The 18,190-nt window shown below is 66.4% G+C and carries 18 protein-coding genes; 2 read left to right on the top strand and 16 right to left on the bottom strand.

Annotation, left to right across the window (positions count from 1 at the left end; all coding sequences use genetic code 11):
* Window positions 1-89: 89 nt before the first annotated feature.
* The 10 genes from hisIE to hisS all read right to left on the bottom strand — a co-directional run bounded on the left by hisIE (window position 90) and on the right by hisS (window position 9,255).
* Window positions 90-710 (bottom strand): bifunctional phosphoribosyl-AMP cyclohydrolase/phosphoribosyl-ATP diphosphatase HisIE, encoded by a 621-nt coding sequence (hisIE, locus tag FHY18_RS21240; RefSeq protein WP_259159787.1) that lies wholly within the window; start codon window positions 708-710, stop codon window positions 90-92.
* The gene (hisF, locus tag FHY18_RS21235) at window positions 700-1,476 is read right to left on the bottom strand and encodes an imidazole glycerol phosphate synthase subunit HisF (protein ID WP_259159786.1); all 777 of its coding nucleotides are present in this window, start codon (window positions 1,474-1,476) and stop codon (window positions 700-702) included. Before hisF ends, hisIE begins: the two co-directional genes overlap by 11 nt.
* The gene (gene hisA, locus FHY18_RS21230) at window positions 1,470-2,204 is read right to left on the bottom strand and encodes a 1-(5-phosphoribosyl)-5-[(5-phosphoribosylamino)methylideneamino]imidazole-4-carboxamide isomerase (protein ID WP_259159784.1); all 735 of its coding nucleotides are present in this window, start codon (window positions 2,202-2,204) and stop codon (window positions 1,470-1,472) included. The genes hisF and hisA overlap by 7 nt, the downstream gene beginning before the upstream one ends.
* Window positions 2,201-2,803, bottom strand: a complete 603-nt coding sequence (gene hisH, locus FHY18_RS21225; RefSeq protein WP_259159782.1) for an imidazole glycerol phosphate synthase subunit HisH — start codon at window positions 2,801-2,803, stop codon at window positions 2,201-2,203. The genes hisA and hisH overlap by 4 nt, the downstream gene beginning before the upstream one ends.
* Window positions 2,800-3,927: a bifunctional histidinol-phosphatase/imidazoleglycerol-phosphate dehydratase HisB gene (gene hisB, locus FHY18_RS21220; protein ID WP_259159781.1), complete on the bottom strand. Its 1,128-nt coding sequence runs from the start codon at window positions 3,925-3,927 to the stop codon at window positions 2,800-2,802. The genes hisH and hisB overlap by 4 nt, the downstream gene beginning before the upstream one ends.
* A complete protein-coding gene (gene hisC / locus FHY18_RS21215; protein ID WP_259159779.1) occupies window positions 3,924-5,012 on the bottom strand; it encodes a histidinol-phosphate transaminase in 1,089 nt (362 codons plus the stop codon). Before hisC ends, hisB begins: the two co-directional genes overlap by 4 nt.
* Complete coding sequence (hisD, locus tag FHY18_RS21210) at window positions 5,009-6,304, bottom strand: histidinol dehydrogenase (RefSeq protein WP_259159777.1); 1,296 nt, start codon at window positions 6,302-6,304, stop codon at window positions 5,009-5,011. The genes hisC and hisD overlap by 4 nt, the downstream gene beginning before the upstream one ends.
* Complete coding sequence (gene hisG, locus FHY18_RS21205) at window positions 6,301-7,215, bottom strand: ATP phosphoribosyltransferase (protein ID WP_259159776.1); 915 nt, start codon at window positions 7,213-7,215, stop codon at window positions 6,301-6,303. The genes hisD and hisG overlap by 4 nt, the downstream gene beginning before the upstream one ends.
* Before the next feature lie 9 nt (window positions 7,216-7,224).
* Window positions 7,225-7,551 (bottom strand): YerC/YecD family TrpR-related protein, encoded by a 327-nt coding sequence (locus FHY18_RS21200; protein ID WP_259159774.1) that lies wholly within the window; start codon window positions 7,549-7,551, stop codon window positions 7,225-7,227.
* A gap of 294 nt (window positions 7,552-7,845) precedes the next feature.
* Complete coding sequence (gene hisS, locus FHY18_RS21195) at window positions 7,846-9,255, bottom strand: histidine--tRNA ligase (protein ID WP_259159772.1); 1,410 nt, start codon at window positions 9,253-9,255, stop codon at window positions 7,846-7,848.
* 247 nt (window positions 9,256-9,502) lie between these two features.
* On the opposite strand from hisS, the gene FHY18_RS21190 reads away from it, so the two are divergent.
* Complete coding sequence (locus FHY18_RS21190) at window positions 9,503-10,126, top strand: helix-turn-helix domain-containing protein (protein WP_259159913.1); 624 nt, start codon at window positions 9,503-9,505, stop codon at window positions 10,124-10,126.
* A gap of 212 nt (window positions 10,127-10,338) precedes the next feature.
* Here FHY18_RS21190 and FHY18_RS21185 read toward each other — a convergent pair whose 3' ends face one another.
* Together FHY18_RS21185 and thrC are read right to left on the bottom strand one after the other, a co-directional pair.
* On the bottom strand, window positions 10,339-11,082 hold the full coding sequence (locus FHY18_RS21185; RefSeq protein ID WP_259159771.1) for a murein L,D-transpeptidase catalytic domain family protein: 744 nt from the start codon (window positions 11,080-11,082) through the stop codon (window positions 10,339-10,341).
* Window positions 11,083-11,185: 103 nt separating this feature from the next.
* A complete protein-coding gene (thrC, locus tag FHY18_RS21180) occupies window positions 11,186-12,490 on the bottom strand; it encodes a threonine synthase (RefSeq protein WP_259159770.1) in 1,305 nt (434 codons plus the stop codon).
* A 158-nt stretch (window positions 12,491-12,648) separates the two neighbouring features.
* Here thrC and FHY18_RS21175 point away from each other — a divergent pair, with 158 nt between their 5' ends.
* The gene (locus tag FHY18_RS21175) at window positions 12,649-12,963 is read left to right on the top strand and encodes an EthD family reductase (RefSeq protein ID WP_259159769.1); all 315 of its coding nucleotides are present in this window, start codon (window positions 12,649-12,651) and stop codon (window positions 12,961-12,963) included.
* 74 nt (window positions 12,964-13,037) lie between these two features.
* On the opposite strand, the gene FHY18_RS21170 is transcribed toward FHY18_RS21175, so the two are convergent.
* From FHY18_RS21170 to FHY18_RS21155, 4 genes are all read right to left on the bottom strand, one after another.
* Window positions 13,038-14,012, bottom strand: coding sequence for a homoserine kinase (locus FHY18_RS21170; protein ID WP_259159912.1), 975 nt, complete (start codon window positions 14,010-14,012; stop codon window positions 13,038-13,040).
* 11 nt (window positions 14,013-14,023) lie between these two features.
* Window positions 14,024-16,531 (bottom strand): bifunctional aspartate kinase/homoserine dehydrogenase I, encoded by a 2,508-nt coding sequence (gene thrA, locus FHY18_RS21165; RefSeq protein WP_259159768.1) that lies wholly within the window; start codon window positions 16,529-16,531, stop codon window positions 14,024-14,026.
* Window positions 16,532-17,216: 685 nt separating this feature from the next.
* Complete coding sequence (locus tag FHY18_RS21160) at window positions 17,217-17,717, bottom strand: TspO/MBR family protein (RefSeq protein WP_259159767.1); 501 nt, start codon at window positions 17,715-17,717, stop codon at window positions 17,217-17,219.
* 144 nt (window positions 17,718-17,861) lie between these two features.
* Window positions 17,862-18,155, bottom strand: a complete 294-nt coding sequence (locus FHY18_RS21155; protein WP_259159765.1) for a hypothetical protein — start codon at window positions 18,153-18,155, stop codon at window positions 17,862-17,864.
* Window positions 18,156-18,190: the final 35 nt, after the last annotated feature.

Genomic DNA, 18,190 nt, shown 5'->3' with positions numbered 1-18,190 from the left:
CGCACCACACCACATCGCAAGAGCCCACCCGGGCGCGACGGGGCCTTATCGGTAAAGCATCGCGCCCAGGTGCGTTCCTGCCGACCCACTTACTTGTGCCGCGACTCCAGAAGTGCCACCGCATCGGTCAGGCCAAGGCCGCGTGCGCGCAGCAGCACGATCAGGTGATACAGCAGATCGGCCGATTCGCCGAGCAGTTCCGCATCGCCTTGCACCACACCAGCCAGCGCGGTTTCCACGCCCTCTTCGCCCACCTTCTGCGCAATGCGGCGGATGCCTTGCTCGAACAGTTTGGTGGTGTAGCTGCCATGCGGGCGCTCGCGCTCGCGCGTGGCGATCAATGCATCCAGGCTACCGAGGAACTGACCAGGCGCGCTCGGAAAACAACTGGTGCGGCCCAGATGACAGGTTGGCCCGTGCGGACGCGCCAGCACCAGCAGTGTATCGGCGTCGCAGTCGGCCTCGATGGAGACCACGCGCAGCACGTTGCCAGAGCTCTCGCCCTTGGTCCACAGACGCTGCTTGCTGCGGCTGAAGAAGGTGACATTGCCGCCCTGCTGCGTTACTGCCAAGGCCTCGGCGTTCATGTAGCCCAGCATCAGCACGCGCAGGTTGTCGGCGTCCTGCACGACGACCGGCAGCAAGCCGTCGCCCTTGCTCCAGTCCAGCGCCTGCAGCGCGTCGTCGGTTGCCACGGTGTCACTGCCCATCACGTACCTCGATCTGTTGCGCACGCAGGAATTGCTTGAGTTCCGGGATCGGAATCGCGCCGCTATGGAACACGCTGGCGGCCAGGGCGCCATCCACATCGGCCTGGTCGAACACATCGGCAAAATGCTGCATCTGCCCTGCACCGCCGGAGGCGATCAACGGCACGCGACACAGCGCACGCACCTGGCGCAATTGCGCGATATCGTAGCCGCGCCGCACGCCGTCGTTGTCCATGCAATTGAGCACGATCTCACCTGCGCCCAGACGCTGCGCTTCGGCCACCCAATCCAGCGTGCGCATCGGCAGCGCCTGGGTCTTGCTGGGGTCGCCGGTGTAGCGACGCACCCGCCATTGGCCGTCTTCTTCGCGAATGGAATCGATGCCGACCACCACGCACTGCACCCCGAAGGCATCGGCCAGTTCGGAGATCAGTTGCGGGCGGCCCAGTGCCGGGGAATTGATGGAAATCTTGTCGGCACCGGCATGCAGCACCGCACGCGCGGTTTCGACATCCCGAATGCCGCCGGCCACGCAGAACGGAATGTCGATCAGCCGCGCTACCCGCTCCACCCAGGTGTAATCGACCGAACGCCCTTCCGGGCTGGCGCCGATGTCGTAGAAGACCAGCTCATCGGCGCCCTGCGCGCGATAACGCAATGCGAGTTCGACGATGTCGCCCATGTCGATGTGGTCGCGGAACTTGACGCCCTTGACCACGCGCCCATCGCGCACGTCCAGGCACGGGATGATGCGACGGCTCAACATGCCAATGCGTCCTTGAGATCCAGGTGACCTTCGAGCAAGGCCTTGCCCAGCACGATGCCGGCGCAGCCCGATGCCTTGGCCGCGGCGACGTCGGCCAGATTGCGCGCACCGCCGGACACCTGCACCTGCAGCTGCGGCGTCAGTGCACGCAGATGCGCGTACAGCTCCATGTTCGGCCCGGACAACATGCCATCGCGTGCGATGTCGGTGCACAGCAGGTGTTGCAGGCCGGCCTGCGCATAGCGCACCGCCAATTGATCCAGGGTGGCCTCGGCCGCTTCGGTCCAGCCATGCACCGGCAACTGCCACACACCCGCTGCATCCTGGCGCGTGTCCAGCGCAATGGTCAGGCGGTCCGCACCAAATTCCTGCAACCAAGCAATGACCGTATCGCTCTCACGCACCGCCAGCGAGCCGATCACCACGCGTGCCGCGCCTGCGTCGAGGATGCGTGCCACGTCGTCGCGCGAACGCACGCCGCCACCGGTCTGCACCTGCACGCCGGTGGCGCGCGCGATCTCGCCCAGCGTGCCGGCCAAGGTGTAGCCGCCAGCCTTGGCCGCATCCAGATCCACCAGATGCATCCACTGTGCGCCGGCATCGGCAAACGCCTGCGCACGCGGCACTACATCGTCGCCATACTGGGTTTCGCGCGCGTAATCGCCCTGCAACAAGCGCACCACGCGCCCGTTGCGGATATCCAGCGCCGGGTAGACGGTAAAACTCATGGGAAGCTCATCTCAAGAAAATTGCGCAGGATGCGGGCACCGGTGTCGGCCGAGCGCTCCGGGTGAAACTGCGCGCCGCAACGCAGGCCCTGCTGTACCACGGCAGTGAACAGGCCGCCGTGGTCGCAGGCGGCCACGGTGTCCGGCGTGACCGGCGCGGCGTAACCATGCACGAAATAGGCGCTGGCGCGTTCGGGCAGGCCGGCCAGCAGTGCCGATTCGCGCATCGGCACCAATTGGTTCCAACCCATGTGCGGCACGCGGATGCCGAGCGCCGGCGTCATGTGGCGCACCACGCCCGGCAACACGCCCAGGCATTCCACATCGCCTTCTTCGGAACGCTCGAACAGCAGTTGCATGCCCAGGCAGATGCCGATCAACGGCACCTGCAACTGGCGCAGCGGCTCGATCAACCCCTGTGCGCGCAGCCGTTTCATCGCTTCCGGTGCAGCGCCGACGCCGGGCAGGATCACCCGATCGGCGCCCCGCAAACCGGCCGCATCGCGTACCAGCCGTGCTTCCACGCCCAGCCGCTCCAGTGCGTAGCGCACCGAGCCCAGATTGGCGCCGCCAGCGTCGATCAGCGCAAGATCGGTCATAGCGCGCCCTTGGTCGACGGCAGCGCCGTGCCTTCGCGACGGATCGCCTGGCGCAAGGCGCGTGCAAGCGCCTTGAAACACGCCTCGACCTTGTGGTGATCGTTCTCGCCACGCACGCTCAGGTGCAGGTTCAGTCCGGACGCATCGCAAATGGAACGGAAGAAATGCGGCACCAGCTCGGTGGGCATATCGCCGACGCGTTCGCGCTTGAATTCGCCATCGAACACGAAGTAGGGCCGGCCACTGAAATCCAACGCAGCGCTGGCGATGGTTTCATCCATGGGCAGAGTGAACCCATGTTGCGCACCCTCGCCCGCCGCAAGCCACGGGCTTTCAGGCGGATCGAACCCGTAACGGCCAATCCCGCGCTTGTTGCCCAGGGCTTCGCGCAGTGCCTGGCCCAGCGCCAGGCCAGTGTCTTCGATGGTGTGATGCTCATCGATATGCAGGTCGCCGTCAGCGCGGATATCCAGCGCAAAACCTCCGTGCTTGCCGATTTGCTCCAGCATGTGGTCGAAGAACGGCAGACCGGTGGCGGTATGCGGTTCGGCCACGCGATCCAGGTCCAGCTCGACGCGTATCCTGGTTTCTTTGGTATTGCGCTGCACCGTTGCGCGCCGTGGCGCATCGGCCAGCTCGTGGGCGATGCCGGGCCAGTCCCACTCGCCGCCGAACTCGTCGGTGCGCAGCTGAAAGCCGCGGATGTTGAGGTTCTGCGCGAACTGGATATCGGTCAGGCGGTCGCCCACCATCGCCGAACGTGACCAGTCGATGTTGCGGTCCTGCAGGTAAGGCACCATCAGGCCAACGCCGGGCTTGCGCGTCGGCGCGTTGTCGGCCGGCCAGCTGCAGTCGATCAGCACCTCGCGGAACTCGATGCCCTGGCTGGCGAAGATCTGCAGCATCAGGTTGTTGGGGCCATCGAACGCGGCGCGCGGATAGCTCTCGCTCCCCAGACCATCCTGATTGGTGACGATAACGAACTGATAGCCGGCATCGCGCAGCTTGAGCATTGCAGGGATCACGTTGTCGACAAAGCGCAGCTTCTCGTAGGCGTCGATCTGGTAATCGGCCGGCTCGGCGATCAGCGTGCCGTCGCGGTCGACAAAAAGAATCGGGGTCATGCGGCCTCCTGCTTGCGCTGCAGCGCGCCGAGCACGCGTTGGTTCTGTTCGACCGTACCCAGCGTGATGCGTAGTGCATCGGACAGGCGCGGCACTGCGCGTTGATCGCGCACTACCACCCCAGCTTCCAGTAGCGCCTGGAAAGCGGCCTCGGCGTCGTCGAAACGCACCAGCAAGAAGTTGCCTTGCGACGCGTACACCTGGCGAACGCCGGCCAGCTGCGTCAAAGCCATGCGCACGCGTTCGCGCTCGCTACGTACCTCGGCAATGCGCCGGCGCGTGACTTCCAGTGCCGGTGCAGACAGCGCCTGCTCGGCCATCGCCGCGCACGGCGTCGGCACCGGATACGGAGCCTGGCAGCGCCGCAACAACGCGATCAGCTCTGCATTGGCGATCAGGCTGCCGATGCGTGCGGCCGCGAGCGCATGCGCCTTGGACAAGGTCCGCAGCACGGCAAGATTGTCGTAGCGGCCCAACAGCGCAACCGCAGACGGCACGTCCGAAAATTCGCCATAGGCTTCATCCACCACCACCAGCGCCTTGCCCTGCAGTGCCTGCAATGCGACTTCGATGTCCTGCAACGAAATCGCCGACCCCGCCGGGTTGGACGGCGAACACAGGAACACCAGCTTCGCCTTCGAGGCCAGTGCCGCCTCGACGATGGCGCCGATGTCTGCGTGGAATCCATCGCGACCATCGACCAAGGGCACTTCGACCAGCGGCGCATTCTGCAAGCGCGCGCACACCGCATACATGCCGAACACCGGCGGCGTGACCACCACCGCATCGCGCTCGGGCACGCACAGGCCGCGCACCAGTAGGTCGATCGCCTCGTCGCTGCCGCGCCCGATCAGCAGCTGCTCGGGCGCGCAGCCATACAGCTCGGCCAGCGCCACGCGCAGCCCTTTGGGTTGCGGATCGGGGTAGCGCCGCGTGCTGCCATGGGGATCGGCCGGATTGCCCCAGGCCGACTCGTTGGCATTGAGCCAGACATCGCCCTGCAGCGCGCTGGTGCGGGCCGACGAATAGCCGGCAAACGCACGCAGGTCTTCGCGTACCAGTTCAAGAATCGATGGCGTGCTCATGCTGCCACCCCCATGCGCAATGCCACCGCATTGGCGTGCGCATCCAGGCCTTCGGCGCGCGCCAGGATCAGCGCGCATTCGCCTATGCCGGCGATACCGGCCTTGCTCGCCGCCTGCACGCTCACCATGTTCTGGAAGCTGGCCACGCTCACCCCGCTGTATGCGCGCGCCGCACCGCTGGTCGGCAGCACGTGGTTGGTGCCGCTGCAATAATCGCCCAGCGCTTCGGGCGTGTAGTCGCCGAGAAAGACCGAGCCGGCCGCTTCCACCTGGTTCAACCAGGCGCGCGGTTCGCGCAGCGCCAGGATCAAGTGCTCGGGGGCATAACGGTTGCTGATCGCAAATGCCTCGTCCAGCGACTGCACCTTGATCAGCCGCGACTGCGCCAGCGCCTGACGGGCGATATCGGCACGCGACAGCTGCGCCAGTTGCGCATCCAGTTCGACTTGCACGGCTGCAATCACCGCATCGCTGTCGGACAGCAGCAACACCTGCGAATCCGGGCCGTGTTCCGCCTGCGATAAAAGATCGGCAGCCACGAACGCCGGCTGCGCGCCGGCATCGGCAATCACCAGCACCTCCGACGGACCGGCCGGCATATCGATCGCCGCCGCGCCGGATTGCGCCACCTGCTGCTTGGCTTCGGTGACATAGCTGTTGCCGGGCCCAAACAACTTGTCGCAGCTCGGCACCGATTCGGTGCCATAGGCCATCGCCGCAATCGCCTGCGCACCGCCGAGTTTGAACACGCGGCGCACGCCAGTCAGCTGCGCGGCCACCAGCACCGCTGGATCCACGCTGCCATCCTTGCGCGGCGGCGTACACAGCACCACTTCGCGGCAGCCGGCCAGACGCGCGGGAACCCCGAGCATCAACGCAGTCGACGGCAACGGTGCGCTACCGGCCGGCACATACAGCCCCACCCGGCCGATCGGCCGCACGATCTTTTCGCAGATCACGCCGGGCGCGGTTTCCACTGCGTAGCCGTCGCTCATGCCGGCACGATGAAAGGTGTCGATGCGCGCGACGGCGTCCTGCATCGCCTGGCGCAGTTCCGGCGCCACGGCGGCTTCGGCGGCGGCGAATTCGGCCGCGCTCACTGCAAAGCTGTCCAGCGACACGCCGTCGAAACGCGCGGTGATCTCGCGCAATGCCGCATCGCCACGGGCGCGCACATCGGCGATCAAGCTGGCGACCGCCTCGCGCGTCTGTGTGGCCACGGTCTGTACCGGGCGCGTCAATGCGTCGGTGCGCGACGCGCCATCGAGTTGGGACCAATCGAGAATGTTCATGCCAGCGAGCGCTCCACCGTCAATACCATCAAGCCTTGCGCACCTGCGCGTTCGAGCTCTTCCAGCCGCTGCCAGGTCACCGCGCCATGGCACATGGTCTGCAAGCGCAGCGCGCCGTTGCCATCGTCGGGTAGTTGCACCAGCGGGTCGGCATCGGGCAGCAGGCGGCGCAGCGCATCCACGTTGTCGTGCTCGGCGCGGAACATCAGCAGCTTGCTGTCGCGCAGCTTGAGCACGCCATCCATGCGCCGCAGCAGCATCGCCAGCAATGCCGCGCGTGCATCGGCCGGCTCGCGCACGGCGCCGGCCAGCACAGCCTCGCTTTCCATGACCAGCTCGACCGGCTTGAGCTGGTTGGCCGCCAGCGTGGCGCCACTGGACACCAGGTCGCAGATCAGATCGGCGGTACCCAGACGCGGGGCGATTTCCACCGAGCCGGAGAGCTCGACCACCGTCGCGTCGATGCCCTGCCGCTCCAGCCAGTCGGCCAGGATCGCCGGATAGCTGGTGGCGATGCGCTTGCCGGCCAGTTGCGCCACGCCCTGCCAGTCCCATTCCTCCGGCACTGCCAGCATCAGCCGGCACTGGCCGAAACCGACCCCACGCACCGCGTGGTACGCGGCCGGCAAGCCGGCGCGGCGACGCGCCGATGCCTGCTCGTCCAGCTCGTTCTGGCCCACTATCCCCAAGTCGCAGACGCCATCGGCGATCAGGCCAGGAATGTCGTCGTCGCGCACCAGCAGCAGGTCCACCGGCAGCGATTCGCCGTAGCAGAACAATTTGTCGCGGCTCTGCCGCCAGCTAAGCCCGCAGGCGGCCAGCAGGCTGCGGGCCGGCTCGGCCAGGCGGCCGTTTTTCTGGATGGCAATACGCAACCGGTCACGTGCCGGCGCTGCCGTGGAAGCACTCATCTTGTTCTCTCAGTGGGAATCGACAGGGCGCGCGGCTTGCTCGCGCAGGGCCGCGGCATAGCCGCCGGCGCCGTGTTCCAGCGTGCGCGCAACGCGCCCGATGGTGGTGACGCTGACCTGGGTCAGCTCATGGATTTCGCGGTACGGCACACCCTTGATCAGCAACGGCACCACCCGCCAACGGTCGGACATGGCCTCCAGCTCGGCAGGCGTGCACAGGTCGCGCAGGAAGGCCTCGACCGCAGCTGGTTCTTTCAGGCACGCCAGGGCATCGGCCAGCATCTTGAGGGAGGCAGCGACATCGGTGGTTTCGCGGGGGGCGGGTCGTTGTTTCATTGCGTTAATGTAATAGCGTGTTAGTACATTAACGCAAACGACATGAATTGTCACCGGCTGGACGCGGTGTTTGAGTGGTTACCTGAGCTGAGGCGGCGGAACGCCCCTCATCCGGCGCTGCGCGCCACCTTCTCCCGTCAACGGGAGAAGGACATCATTCCTGGAATTAGGACTCTCACTGGCCTGTCCCGCTCAGCAGCTGACGGGCGTAGCTCGTCCAAGCCAAGCCCTCCCCCTCTCCCGCCTCGCGGGAGAAGGTGCCCCGTCAGGGCGGATGAGGGGTGGCAGCGCCGCTCACATCACCTTGGCCTGCTCCAGCTCCACCTGCAGCGTACTCGCCAACTCCTCGCGCGCCACATCGAACTGCTGCTCACGCACGAGGTCCTTGACCGCAACCACGCCGCGCGCCAGTTCGTCGTCGCCGGCCAGCACCACAAAGCGGATGCCCGCGCGGGCGGCGTACTGGAACTGCTTGCCGACCTTCTTCGGCTCCATCTGCACTTCAGTGTTGATGCCGCCGATACGCAGGCGGCGCGCGATATCCAGCGCGTCGTCCAGGCGGGTTTCGTCCATCAGCGCCACCATGGCCTGCACGCTGCTCTCGGCGATGCCCTGGATCAGGCCGGCCTCGCGCAGCTGCCAGAACAACCGGGTCAGGCCGATCGAGATGCCCACGCCCGGCAGCCTGGACTTGGTGTAGTGGCTGGCCAGGCTTTCGTAGCGGCCGCCCGAGCAGATCGAGCCGATCTGCGGGTGATCGGTCAGCGTGGTTTCGTAGACGGTGCCGGTGTAGTAATCCAGCCCGCGCGCGATCGAGAAGTTCAGGCAGTACGCCGTCTCCGGCACGCCCAAGGCCTTGACCAGTTCCAGCACCTCGCGCAATTCGGCAATGCCCTCGCCCAGCGTCGCGCTCGCGCCTACCGAGGCTTCCAGCGCCTGCAGCTGCGCCAGCGCATCGGCATGCCCAGTCGAGCGCACCGCCACGAAGGCCAGGATCTTGTCGACCTGCTCGGCGGCGATGCCGAAGCCCTCGCCCACCAGCGTGTCGCGCACGTAATCGGCGCCGCGCTTGTCGATCTTGTCGACCTCGCGCAGCACCGCCAGCTGCAGCTCGCCCTCGGCCACGCCCAGGCTTTCGAAAAAGCCGCGCAGCAGCTTGCGGTTGTTCAACTGCACCTTGAACGCGCCGATGCCCAGCTCGGCAAACACCGCGTGGATCACCGCCAGCACTTCGGCGTCGTAGCGGATGCTCAACGCATCCTTGCCGATCACATCGATATCGCACTGGTAAAACTCGCGGAAACGCCCGCGCTGGGCACGCTCGCCGCGGTACACGCGCTGCATCTGGTAGCGGCGGAACGGGAAGCTCAGGTCGTGCTCGTGCTCGGCCACATAGCGCGCCAGCGGCACGGTGAGGTCGAAACGCAGCGCCAGCTCCGGCAGGCCGCCGCTCTCGGCACCCTCGTCGGCTGCGGCGGCGGCATTGGCCAGCGCGCCGGTGGACTGCACGAAGTACACCTGGCGCTCGGTCTCGCCGCCGGATTTGGTCAACAGCACGTCGGACAGCTCGAACACCGGGGTTTCGACCGGCAGGAACCCGAACCGCTCGTAATTGCGGCGGATGACGTCCAGCATGCGCTGGAACGCGATCTGCTCGCGCGGCAGCAATTCCATGATGCCGGGCGGCGTACGGGGCTTGATCACGAGCGAAACTCCTGCAGGACGACTGGGCGAGCCGGCAATTCTACCGGCTGGGCGGCCATGCTGACCGCATGGCGTATCATCGATCTGCGTCCCAGGCAGTGCGTGACTCATGTACCGGCAGCTTTCAGACCCCAGCACGACCTGTCCGGCGCCCGGCATGGCAGCGGGCAGCGATGCGCCCAGCTCCGATTGCGCGCTATGCGCGGTCCGCGGCCGCGCGATCTGCGCGGCACTGTCGCCACAGGAAATGGACGCGCTCGATCAGGCCACCACCGCGTCCAGCTACGCACCCGGCAGTACGCTGGTGCGTGCCGGCGATCTGCGCCAGCATGTCTACACCGTCACCTCCGGCGCCTTGCGCATGGTGCGCACGCTGGCCGACGGCCGCCGCCAGATCACCGGTTTCGTGCTGCCCGGCGACTATGTGGGGCTGACCGAAACCGCGCAGCACCGCCACGATATCGAAGCCATCGTCCAAACCCGCGTGTGTCGCACGCCGCTGGCGCAGATGCGCCAGTTGCGCGACCGCTCCCCGCAGCTGGGACGCAAGCTGCTGCAACGCGCCAGCATGGAACTGGCTGCCGCGCAGGACACTGGCCTGCTGCTGGCGCGGCTGCAACCCAGCGAACGGCTGGCGCACTTTCTGTTGCGTCTGGCCGCCCGCTCCACCGAGCCCGGCGCCAGCGGCGACACCGTGGCGCTGCCGATGAGCCGCAGCGATATCGCCGACCATCTCGGCCTGACCATGGAAACGGTGAGCCGCACCTTCACCAAACTCAGGCAACAGCAGCTGATCGCGCTACCGCAGCTGCAGTTGGTGCAGATCCTGGATTACGCCGCCCTGCGCCGCCTGGCAGGCGATACGGCCTGAGCGCTGTCTGGCCGATGGCGGTCGAACGGCTGGCTGGATTGCATGACCGCCCCGCTGCGCGGTGGCAACGCCGCAATGTCAGCAGTGGCGTTGAACACCCCCATGCGCCGCCCCGGTGGCGGCACCCAACGCGGCAGCCGCGCAGAGGCGCTCGAATCACGCCAGTTGCGGTCTCAACTGCAGTCCCGCATCAACCCGCCGCGCACCACGTATCAGCGGCCGCCCACCGCACTCGCCACCGAGGCACCGCAGCCGCTACTGAGTAGTTGCGACTGCCGCAGCCAGGCGCGGTCCGGGTAATAGGCGAAGACGAAGGCGCCTTCGCGCAAAGTATCGATCAGCTGCCTGGCCACGGCCGGCCGCACTGCGGGGCAACCCAGGCTGCGCCCGAGCCGGCCCTGGGTGCGGATGATGGCCTCACTGACATAGGGCGCGCCGTGGATGACGATGGCGCGGTCGCGTGCGTGATCGTTGAAGCCCGGCTCCAGGCCTTTGAGCCGCAACGAGTAGCCGTTGTGACCGGTATACGACTCCTGCGCAGTGAACGCACCCAGGCTGGACTGGAAGCTGCCGTCGGCGTTGGAGAACTTCGCGGCCAGGTTCTCGCCCGTGTTGCGCCCGTGCGCCACCCATTCCTGAAACAACAAACGCTGCTTAGCCAGATCGAACACCCAGAGCCGACGCTCGGTCGACGGCCGGCTGTAGTCGATGACGCTGAGCACACGCTCGGCGCCCACCTGCTGACGCTGACGCGCGCATTGCAGCGCCTCGGCCGCCAGCGCCAGCACTTGGCGGTCCAGCGACGGCGCCTGGCGTGCCAAGGCATCGATCAACCCCGCACGCGGCGCGCCCAAGGGCGACACCGGGGACGCAACCATGGCGTCGGCCGCCATGGCCGCACCCGCCACTACGCAGCCGCACAAGGCGGCAGCAACGGCAATCACTCGATAAGACATGCAGCAACCCACATCGAACGCGGCGCCACGCCGGGGCCGCACCCCGATAGAGATAGCCCCATGCGCGGCACTTTCCAACCCCGGCTGGCTGAACGCGTTTGGCTCAGACCGCATCCGCAAGCAGACGCCGCCGGAATGCCGCGTAGTCCGGCGCCAGCGCTTCGGCATGTGCGGGACGCTGCAACAACGCTGCCAGCGCCGGCGGCACATCGACCGCCCGGCCGATCAACGGCTCCACCACGCCCTCGAACTTGGCCGGGTGCGCAGTGGCCGCCACGGCCCAGTCCCCGGTGACGCCCTCGGCACCTTCGGCACGCAGTTGCTCCAGCACATGCACTGCGGTGGCGGTGTGCGGGCAATGCACCTCGCCGTAGCGCGCATACCGCTGCCGGATGGTGTGGCTGATGGCCGCATCGTCAACCGACAACGCCCGGAACGCCTCGCGCAACGCCGCATCGTCGCCTTGGTACAACCAGCGCAGCCGTTCGAAATTGCTCGGTGCGCCCACGTCCATGGCATTGGCCAGGGTCGCCACGCTGGGCTGCGGCGCGTAATCGTCGCCGGCGAAGTAATCGGGCAACACGTGGTTGGCATTGGACGCCAGCGCGATCTTGCCCAACGGCACCCCGAGCGCACGCGCCAGGATCGCCGCCAGCCCGTTGCCCAGATTGCCGGTAGGCACCACCAGATTCAGCACACTGCCTGTGGCGGCCTGGTGCTGCAGGCCCGCGTGCGCGTAATAGCTCATCTGCGGCAGCAGCCGGCCAAGGCTGATGCTGTTGGCCGAACTCAGCGGCAGCTGCGCCTGCAGCGGCGCATCGTTCAGGGCCTGCTTGACCATCGCCTGGCAATCGTCGAACGAGCCGGCCACGCGCAGGGCCTGGATGTTGTCGCCAAAGCAGCCCAGCTGATGCGCCTGCCGCGGTGACACGCGGCCATCCGGATACAGCACCACCACGCGCAGGCCGGGCTGGCGATGGAACGCCGCCGCCACCGCAGCGCCGGTATCGCCGGAGGTGGCCACCAGGATGGTGAGCGGGCGGTCTTCGGCCCGGCGCAGGCGGGTCAGGCAGGCCGCCAGGAAGCGCGCACCGAAATCCTTGAATGCGGCAGTGGGGCCATGAAACAGCTCCAGCGCGTAGTCGCCGGGCGTGGCCAGCGGCACCAGCGGCGCGGGGAAATCGAACGCTTCGGCGCAGATGGCCGGCAACTCGGGTGCCAACGCATCGCCTTCGAAAAACGGCTGCAGCAAGGTGGCGGCGGTCGCAGCCAGATCGGCACCGGCGGCCAGCATGCGCGCCGGCGGCAAGGCCTGCGGCACATACAGTCCGCCATCGGGGGCCAGGCCGGCGGCAATCGCCTGACTCAGGCTTGCGGCGGGTGCGCCGCCACGGGTGGAGATGAACATCAACGTGACTCCAGGCAAAGACAGGACCGGGTGTTACCCGGCAATGAAATGAGCGAAGGAATGGACATGGTTGGCACGGTCGCTGCGTTCCGCCGGATGGTCCCCTGCACCCACTGGCACGGCGCTATGCTGCGCGCACCTTTCCGTGGAGTCGGCAGATGATCAAGGTCAGCGTGATGTACCCCTACCGCGACGGTGCCCGTTTCGACCACACTTACTACCGCGACCAGCACATGCCGCTGGTGAGCGCGCGTATGGGCGCGGCCTGCCTGCGTTACACGGTGGACAAGGGACTCAGTGGCGGCGACCCCGGCAGCACGCCGGCCTTCATCGGCATGTGCCATATCTTTTGCGACTCGGTGGAAGCGTTCAACGGCAGCTTCGGCCCGCACGCAGCGGAGATCCTGGGCGACATCCCCAACTACACCGACCTGAGTCCGGTAATGCAGATCAGCGAGGTCGTCGTGGAATGAGGTACGTGCAGCGTGTTGCATGGCCCACACGCCGCACGCTGCATCGTTCCGAACTGAGAGGTGCAGATGCCGGGTCATTCGATCAGCCGCGCGGCCGGGCTGGCGATCGGCGATACCCAGAACTGGCTATCGAACCCGGCAGCGGCAAAGGCAGCCTGTACCGCAGGCGCGGCGGCGTGCGCGGCGGCGCGCGTTTCGAACCAGGCAAACACGCTGGGGCCGGCACCGGAAATGCTTGCACCCATCGCGTCATGCGCCAACGCCGCCTGCTTGGCGGCTGCAAAGCCGGCGATCAACGGCGCACGGCGTGGCTCCACCAGCACATCGCGCAGGCCCGCGCGCACCAACCCGGCATCGCCGGCATGGCAACCCGCCAGTACCAACGCAAGATTGGTGCTCTGCGCGACGAACTCGCGCAACTGGTAATCGCCGGCCAGGGCCTCGCGCGCGCGCCGGGTTTCCAGCACCGCGTCCGGGTGCACCAGCAAGCTGTGCCAGGCCGCCGGCACTGCGACCGGCACCAACCGCTCCAGCGTGCACACCACCAGACCGCCTAAAAACAGCGGCCCCAGATTGTCGCCATGCCGGCTCCCGCTGGCGACGGCTTCGCCATCGAGCGCATGCTGATACAGCTGCGCATTGCTCAGCGGCGTATCCAGCAGCGCGTTTGCCGCCACCAGCGCAGCCACACACGAGGCTGCCGAGCCCCCCATGCCCGAGCTCAGCGCAATGCCCTTGTCGATCTCCACCTCAAAACCGTATGGCAGATCCAACGCAGCGCGCAGCGACATCAAGGCCGCACCGGCGGTGTTGCGCTCGGCATCCAGCGGCAACGCGACGGTTGTGCCGCGAATGGCGGCGATGCGTACCACTGGCGCATCGACACGACGCACGGTCACCGTGTCGCCCACGCCATCGACCGGATATCCCAACAGGTCAAAGCCCACGGCCACGTTGGCAACCGATGCCGGGGCGAAGGCGCGCGCCTGGTGTAGAGCGTGCGCGCCGCGCGACGCACCTTGCGCATGCGCGACTGCCGATTGACCGATCACCGCCTGGCTCACAACCGCGCCCCCTCGCCGGCCGCCACGCGCAGTAGGTCGGCGAACACACCTGCTGCGGTCACTTCCGGCCCGGCGCCCGGGCCCTGCACCACCAACGGGTTCTCGCAGTAGCGACGCGTAGTGAACTGCACCACGTTATCGGTCAGGCGCAGGTTGGCGAAGGCATGATCGGCAGGCAGTTCCACCAGTCCCACGCTCGGTGCGCGATCCGGCGGCAGCTGCGCGACATAGCGCAGCACGTTGCCGCGCGCGCGCGCGTCGGCCAGGCGCTGCGCGAACGTGGCATCCACTTCATGCAGGCGCGCCATGAAATCCTCCACGCTGGCCCGGCGTAATGCTTCGGGCACCAGGCTTTCGACCTGCACGTCTTCCAGGCTGATCGCACGCCCTGCTTCGCGCGCCAGGATCACCAGCTTACGCGCCACATCCACACCCGACAGATCGTCGCGCGGATCCGGCTCGGTATAGCCCATGCCACGCGCCTGCGTCACCAACTCGGCGAACGGCACGCTGCCGTCGTACTTGTTGAACAGCCACGCCAGCGTGCCAGAGAAGATGCCCTCGATCGAGGTCACCGCATCGCCGGTATCGACCAGGTCGCGCAGCGTGGTGATCACCGGCAGTCCGGCGCCCACGGTGGCTTCGTAACGGAAGCGCGCGCCGCTGGCATCGGCCGCCGCACGGATCGCCTGATACCGCTGCAACGGGCCGGAGCCGGCCTGTTTGTTCGGCGTCACCACGTGGATGCCGGCAGCCAACCAGTCCGCATAGCGGTCGGCCACTTCCGCGCTGCCGCTGCAATCGATGATCACCGTGTGCGGCAGATGCGCGGACAACAGGTGCGTGGTGAAACGTTCCAGATCGGTCGCGGTGGCTGCGCCGGCGAAGGCATCGCGCCAGTTGCCGACCAGACCGCGCTCGTCGAGCAACATGCGGCCGCGCGAGACCACTGCGCGCAGGCGAAGATCGAGATTGGCCTTGCCCAGCAATTGCGGCTGCGCAATGCGCAACTGGTCTAGCAACGCCGCGCCCACATTGCCTGGCCCGATCACGCCTACCGAGAAGGTCTGCGGCGACAACCAGAAGCCGGCATGCGCCGCGCGCAAGGCCTTGGTCGCATGCGCCGCGTCGATGGCCACCGAGATGTTGCGCTCGGACGAGCCCTGCGCGATCGCCAGGATATTGACCTGCGCACGCCCCAGCGACTCGAACAACCGTGCCGCCACGCCCGGCTGGCCGGCCATGCCATCGCCCACTGCCGCCAGCACGCTGATGCCGGTGGTCAGCTGCACACGCTGCACCTGGCCAACAGTGAGTTCATGCGCAAACGCCTGCAGCAAGGCGTTGCGCGCGCGCTCGGACTCATGCTGTTTGACCACGCAACAGATCGAATGCTCCGACGAGCCCTGCGAGATCATCACCACCGAGACCTGCGCCGTGCGCAGCGCCGCGAACACGCGCTCGGCCGTACCCGGCACGCCGATCAGGCCGGTGCCTTCCAGATTCAGCACGGCCAGGTCGGGGCTGAGCGTCAGCCCCTTGATCGGCCCGCTCACCGCGCTGCTGGCAGTGATGCGCGTACCCGGATGTTCGGGCTGGAAGGTGTTGCGGATGATGATCGGCAAGCCGCGTTCGATCGCCGGGGACATGGTCTGCGGATGCACCACCTTGGCGCCGAAGTACGCCAGTTCGCAGGCCTCGTCGTAGCTCAATGTTTCCAGCTGCACCGCTTCGGGTACCACGCGCGGGTCGGCCGAGAGCACGCCGTCCACGTCGGTCCAGATATGCAGCTCATCGGCATCGAACAAGGCCGCGAAGATCGCGCCGGAATAATCGCTGCCGTTGCGCCCCAGCGTGGTGATGCGGTCGGCGCGGTCGCGCGCCACGAAGCCGGTCACCACCACGCGCGTCTGCGGATGCGCCTGGCGCCAGGTCGCAAGGCGCTGCGCGCTGACGTCCCAATCCACATCCACACCCAACTCGCCGCGATTGACCACCAGCACATCGCGCGCATCAAGCACCGCGCAGTCTTCGCCGATCGCGCGGAAGTGATCGCCCAGCAACTGTGCCGAATACACCTCTCCCAGGCCTTGCACGCGGTCGAGCACCTCGCGCGGCAACTCGCCGATCACCGCCAATGCGCCGAGGATTTGCGACAGGTGCTCGAAGCGCTCGTCCAGCCACTCCACCGTCGGCCCCGAATGTTCGCCAAGCAAGGCCACCGCCGCACCGCGATGACGCGCGCGCGTCTCATGCCAGCGCTCGCGCCACTCCGGGCGGTTCTGTGCGGCCAGCTCGGCCAGTTCGATCAAGGCATCGGTCACCCCCTTCATCGCTGAGACCACGGTGACCTGCACCGACTCTTCGCGTGCCAGCAACAGCTGCGCCACGTGCCGGTAGCGCTCGGCATCGGCCACCGAGGTGCCGCCGAATTTATGCACGACGGTGCGTGCGGACAATGCGGCAACAGCAGCGGGTTCGAGCGAAACGACAGACGATGACATCGACAGACCTCGTTAGGGAGGCCCCGTCCGCATCAGATGAGGGAGGAAAGCCCCCGCATCCTGATCCGGGTGCGGGGCCGTTGTTTTCGGAAGTTACGCGAAGACGACGGGCCGCACCGGGCGAATGGTGACGGTGGTAATGGTGGTGGTAATGCCGGCCACGCCCGCACCCGGCCGCAGGTGCGGCTGGCAGAGAAGCGAAACGGTGGCGGAGGCGTTATCCATGCATGCAAAAGACATCAGCGGGCCGAGGCCTGTCAAGCATTGCGTGAATGGGCAGGCGCGCGCGCGCGACACCGGCAACAGAAAACCTTGCCGCTCAGGGATTTAGGCGCCGCGCCCACAAGTAATTGATTGCCATGGAAACTTTTATCGCAACCTCGGCGGACCGCCGTGCGCAGCCTTGGAACATCTGCCAGCGCCGCGAGACAGGAAGGTTCAACTCGCATCGTTAGCGCCCATGCACGGTTGGCGCCCATCTACGCGTGTGCACCTGCATGGTCAGCGCAGACATCCGAGGCAGCTCGGAGGCCGTCATTCCCTCTGAACACCCCGCCCCCCTTCGCGCTGCCGACTTACCGCTTTCCAAACGAATTCTCATCGCACCGCTCAGATGAGCGTCGTCCTGCGTTCCGAGCCAGCAAACAAGGCAGATCCAGCCAACTGCCTGTTTCGCACCACAGGATCAGCCGAGCACCTGAGGATTGAGTTGCCAAACCGAAAAATTAAGCGCCGCCGCAAGGCTCACCCATGCCTGATACGGCACCAGCAACCACGCCGCCAGCGCTTGCCTCTTCGCAAATTCCGCGGTCGTGGCCGCCAGCACCAGCCAGAGCGCCACGATGTCGGCAAACGCCCAGGCTCCCATGTGCCATGCGAAGAACAGCCAGCTCCACAGACCATTGAGCGCCAGCTGCACCACGAACAGAGCTAATGCCACCCGCACCTCAGTCCAGCCGCCGCGTCGCCACACCAACCACACCGATACCGCCATCATCCCGTACAACACCGTCCATACCGGCCCGAACAACCACCCCGGCGGCGCCCACGCGGGCCGGTCCAGTGCTGCGTAAAAGCTGGCATTCTGGATTGATGCCGCAGCGCCCAGCCCGGCGATTGCGTAGCACAGCGCCAGCCAGCCGAAAAGGCCGAGCCATTGCGATTTTTTTGACAGACGGTGCGTCATGAGAGTTGTGGCGAGTTATCAACGCTCGCCACCTTGCCAGAGCATCTGTGCAAGCCGTGACTACGCAAACAAGCGAGCTTGCGGTCAGCTAGTGCCGTATCGACTCCTGCCGTCATGTCCAATTTCCTGGGGTAGGGACTTGGACTACAAACTGATGTGCTGCTCAAATTTGGGGCACGTCGCAGGCAAACGAGTTACTTTTAATAGCGCAACTTCGCCGACTAGGCTTGCAGCAGTGGCGACGAGTAGATAGGCACACTCTTCCGCCGTCATTGTCAATGACCCACTGATTCCGTACTGCATATAAAATCCGAGTAGCGGCACTTGCAAATAGTTTCTCGGTGCGCCGCCCGCGTTTAACATTCCGTTCCAGGTAATTTTTACAAAATCCGCAGTCACATCGACACCGGCCCTCGCAAATAATGCGGAAAAAATCAAGAGCACTATTCACTACGCTGCGAGTCAGGCAATCC

The organism is Xanthomonas sp. 3793 (genome assembly GCF_024806835.1).
GTDB classification, from domain to species: domain Bacteria; phylum Pseudomonadota; class Gammaproteobacteria; order Xanthomonadales; family Xanthomonadaceae; genus Xanthomonas; species Xanthomonas arboricola_F.
Note: the sequence above shows the minus strand (reverse complement) of the source record. Positions and strands in the feature narration are given on the sequence as shown.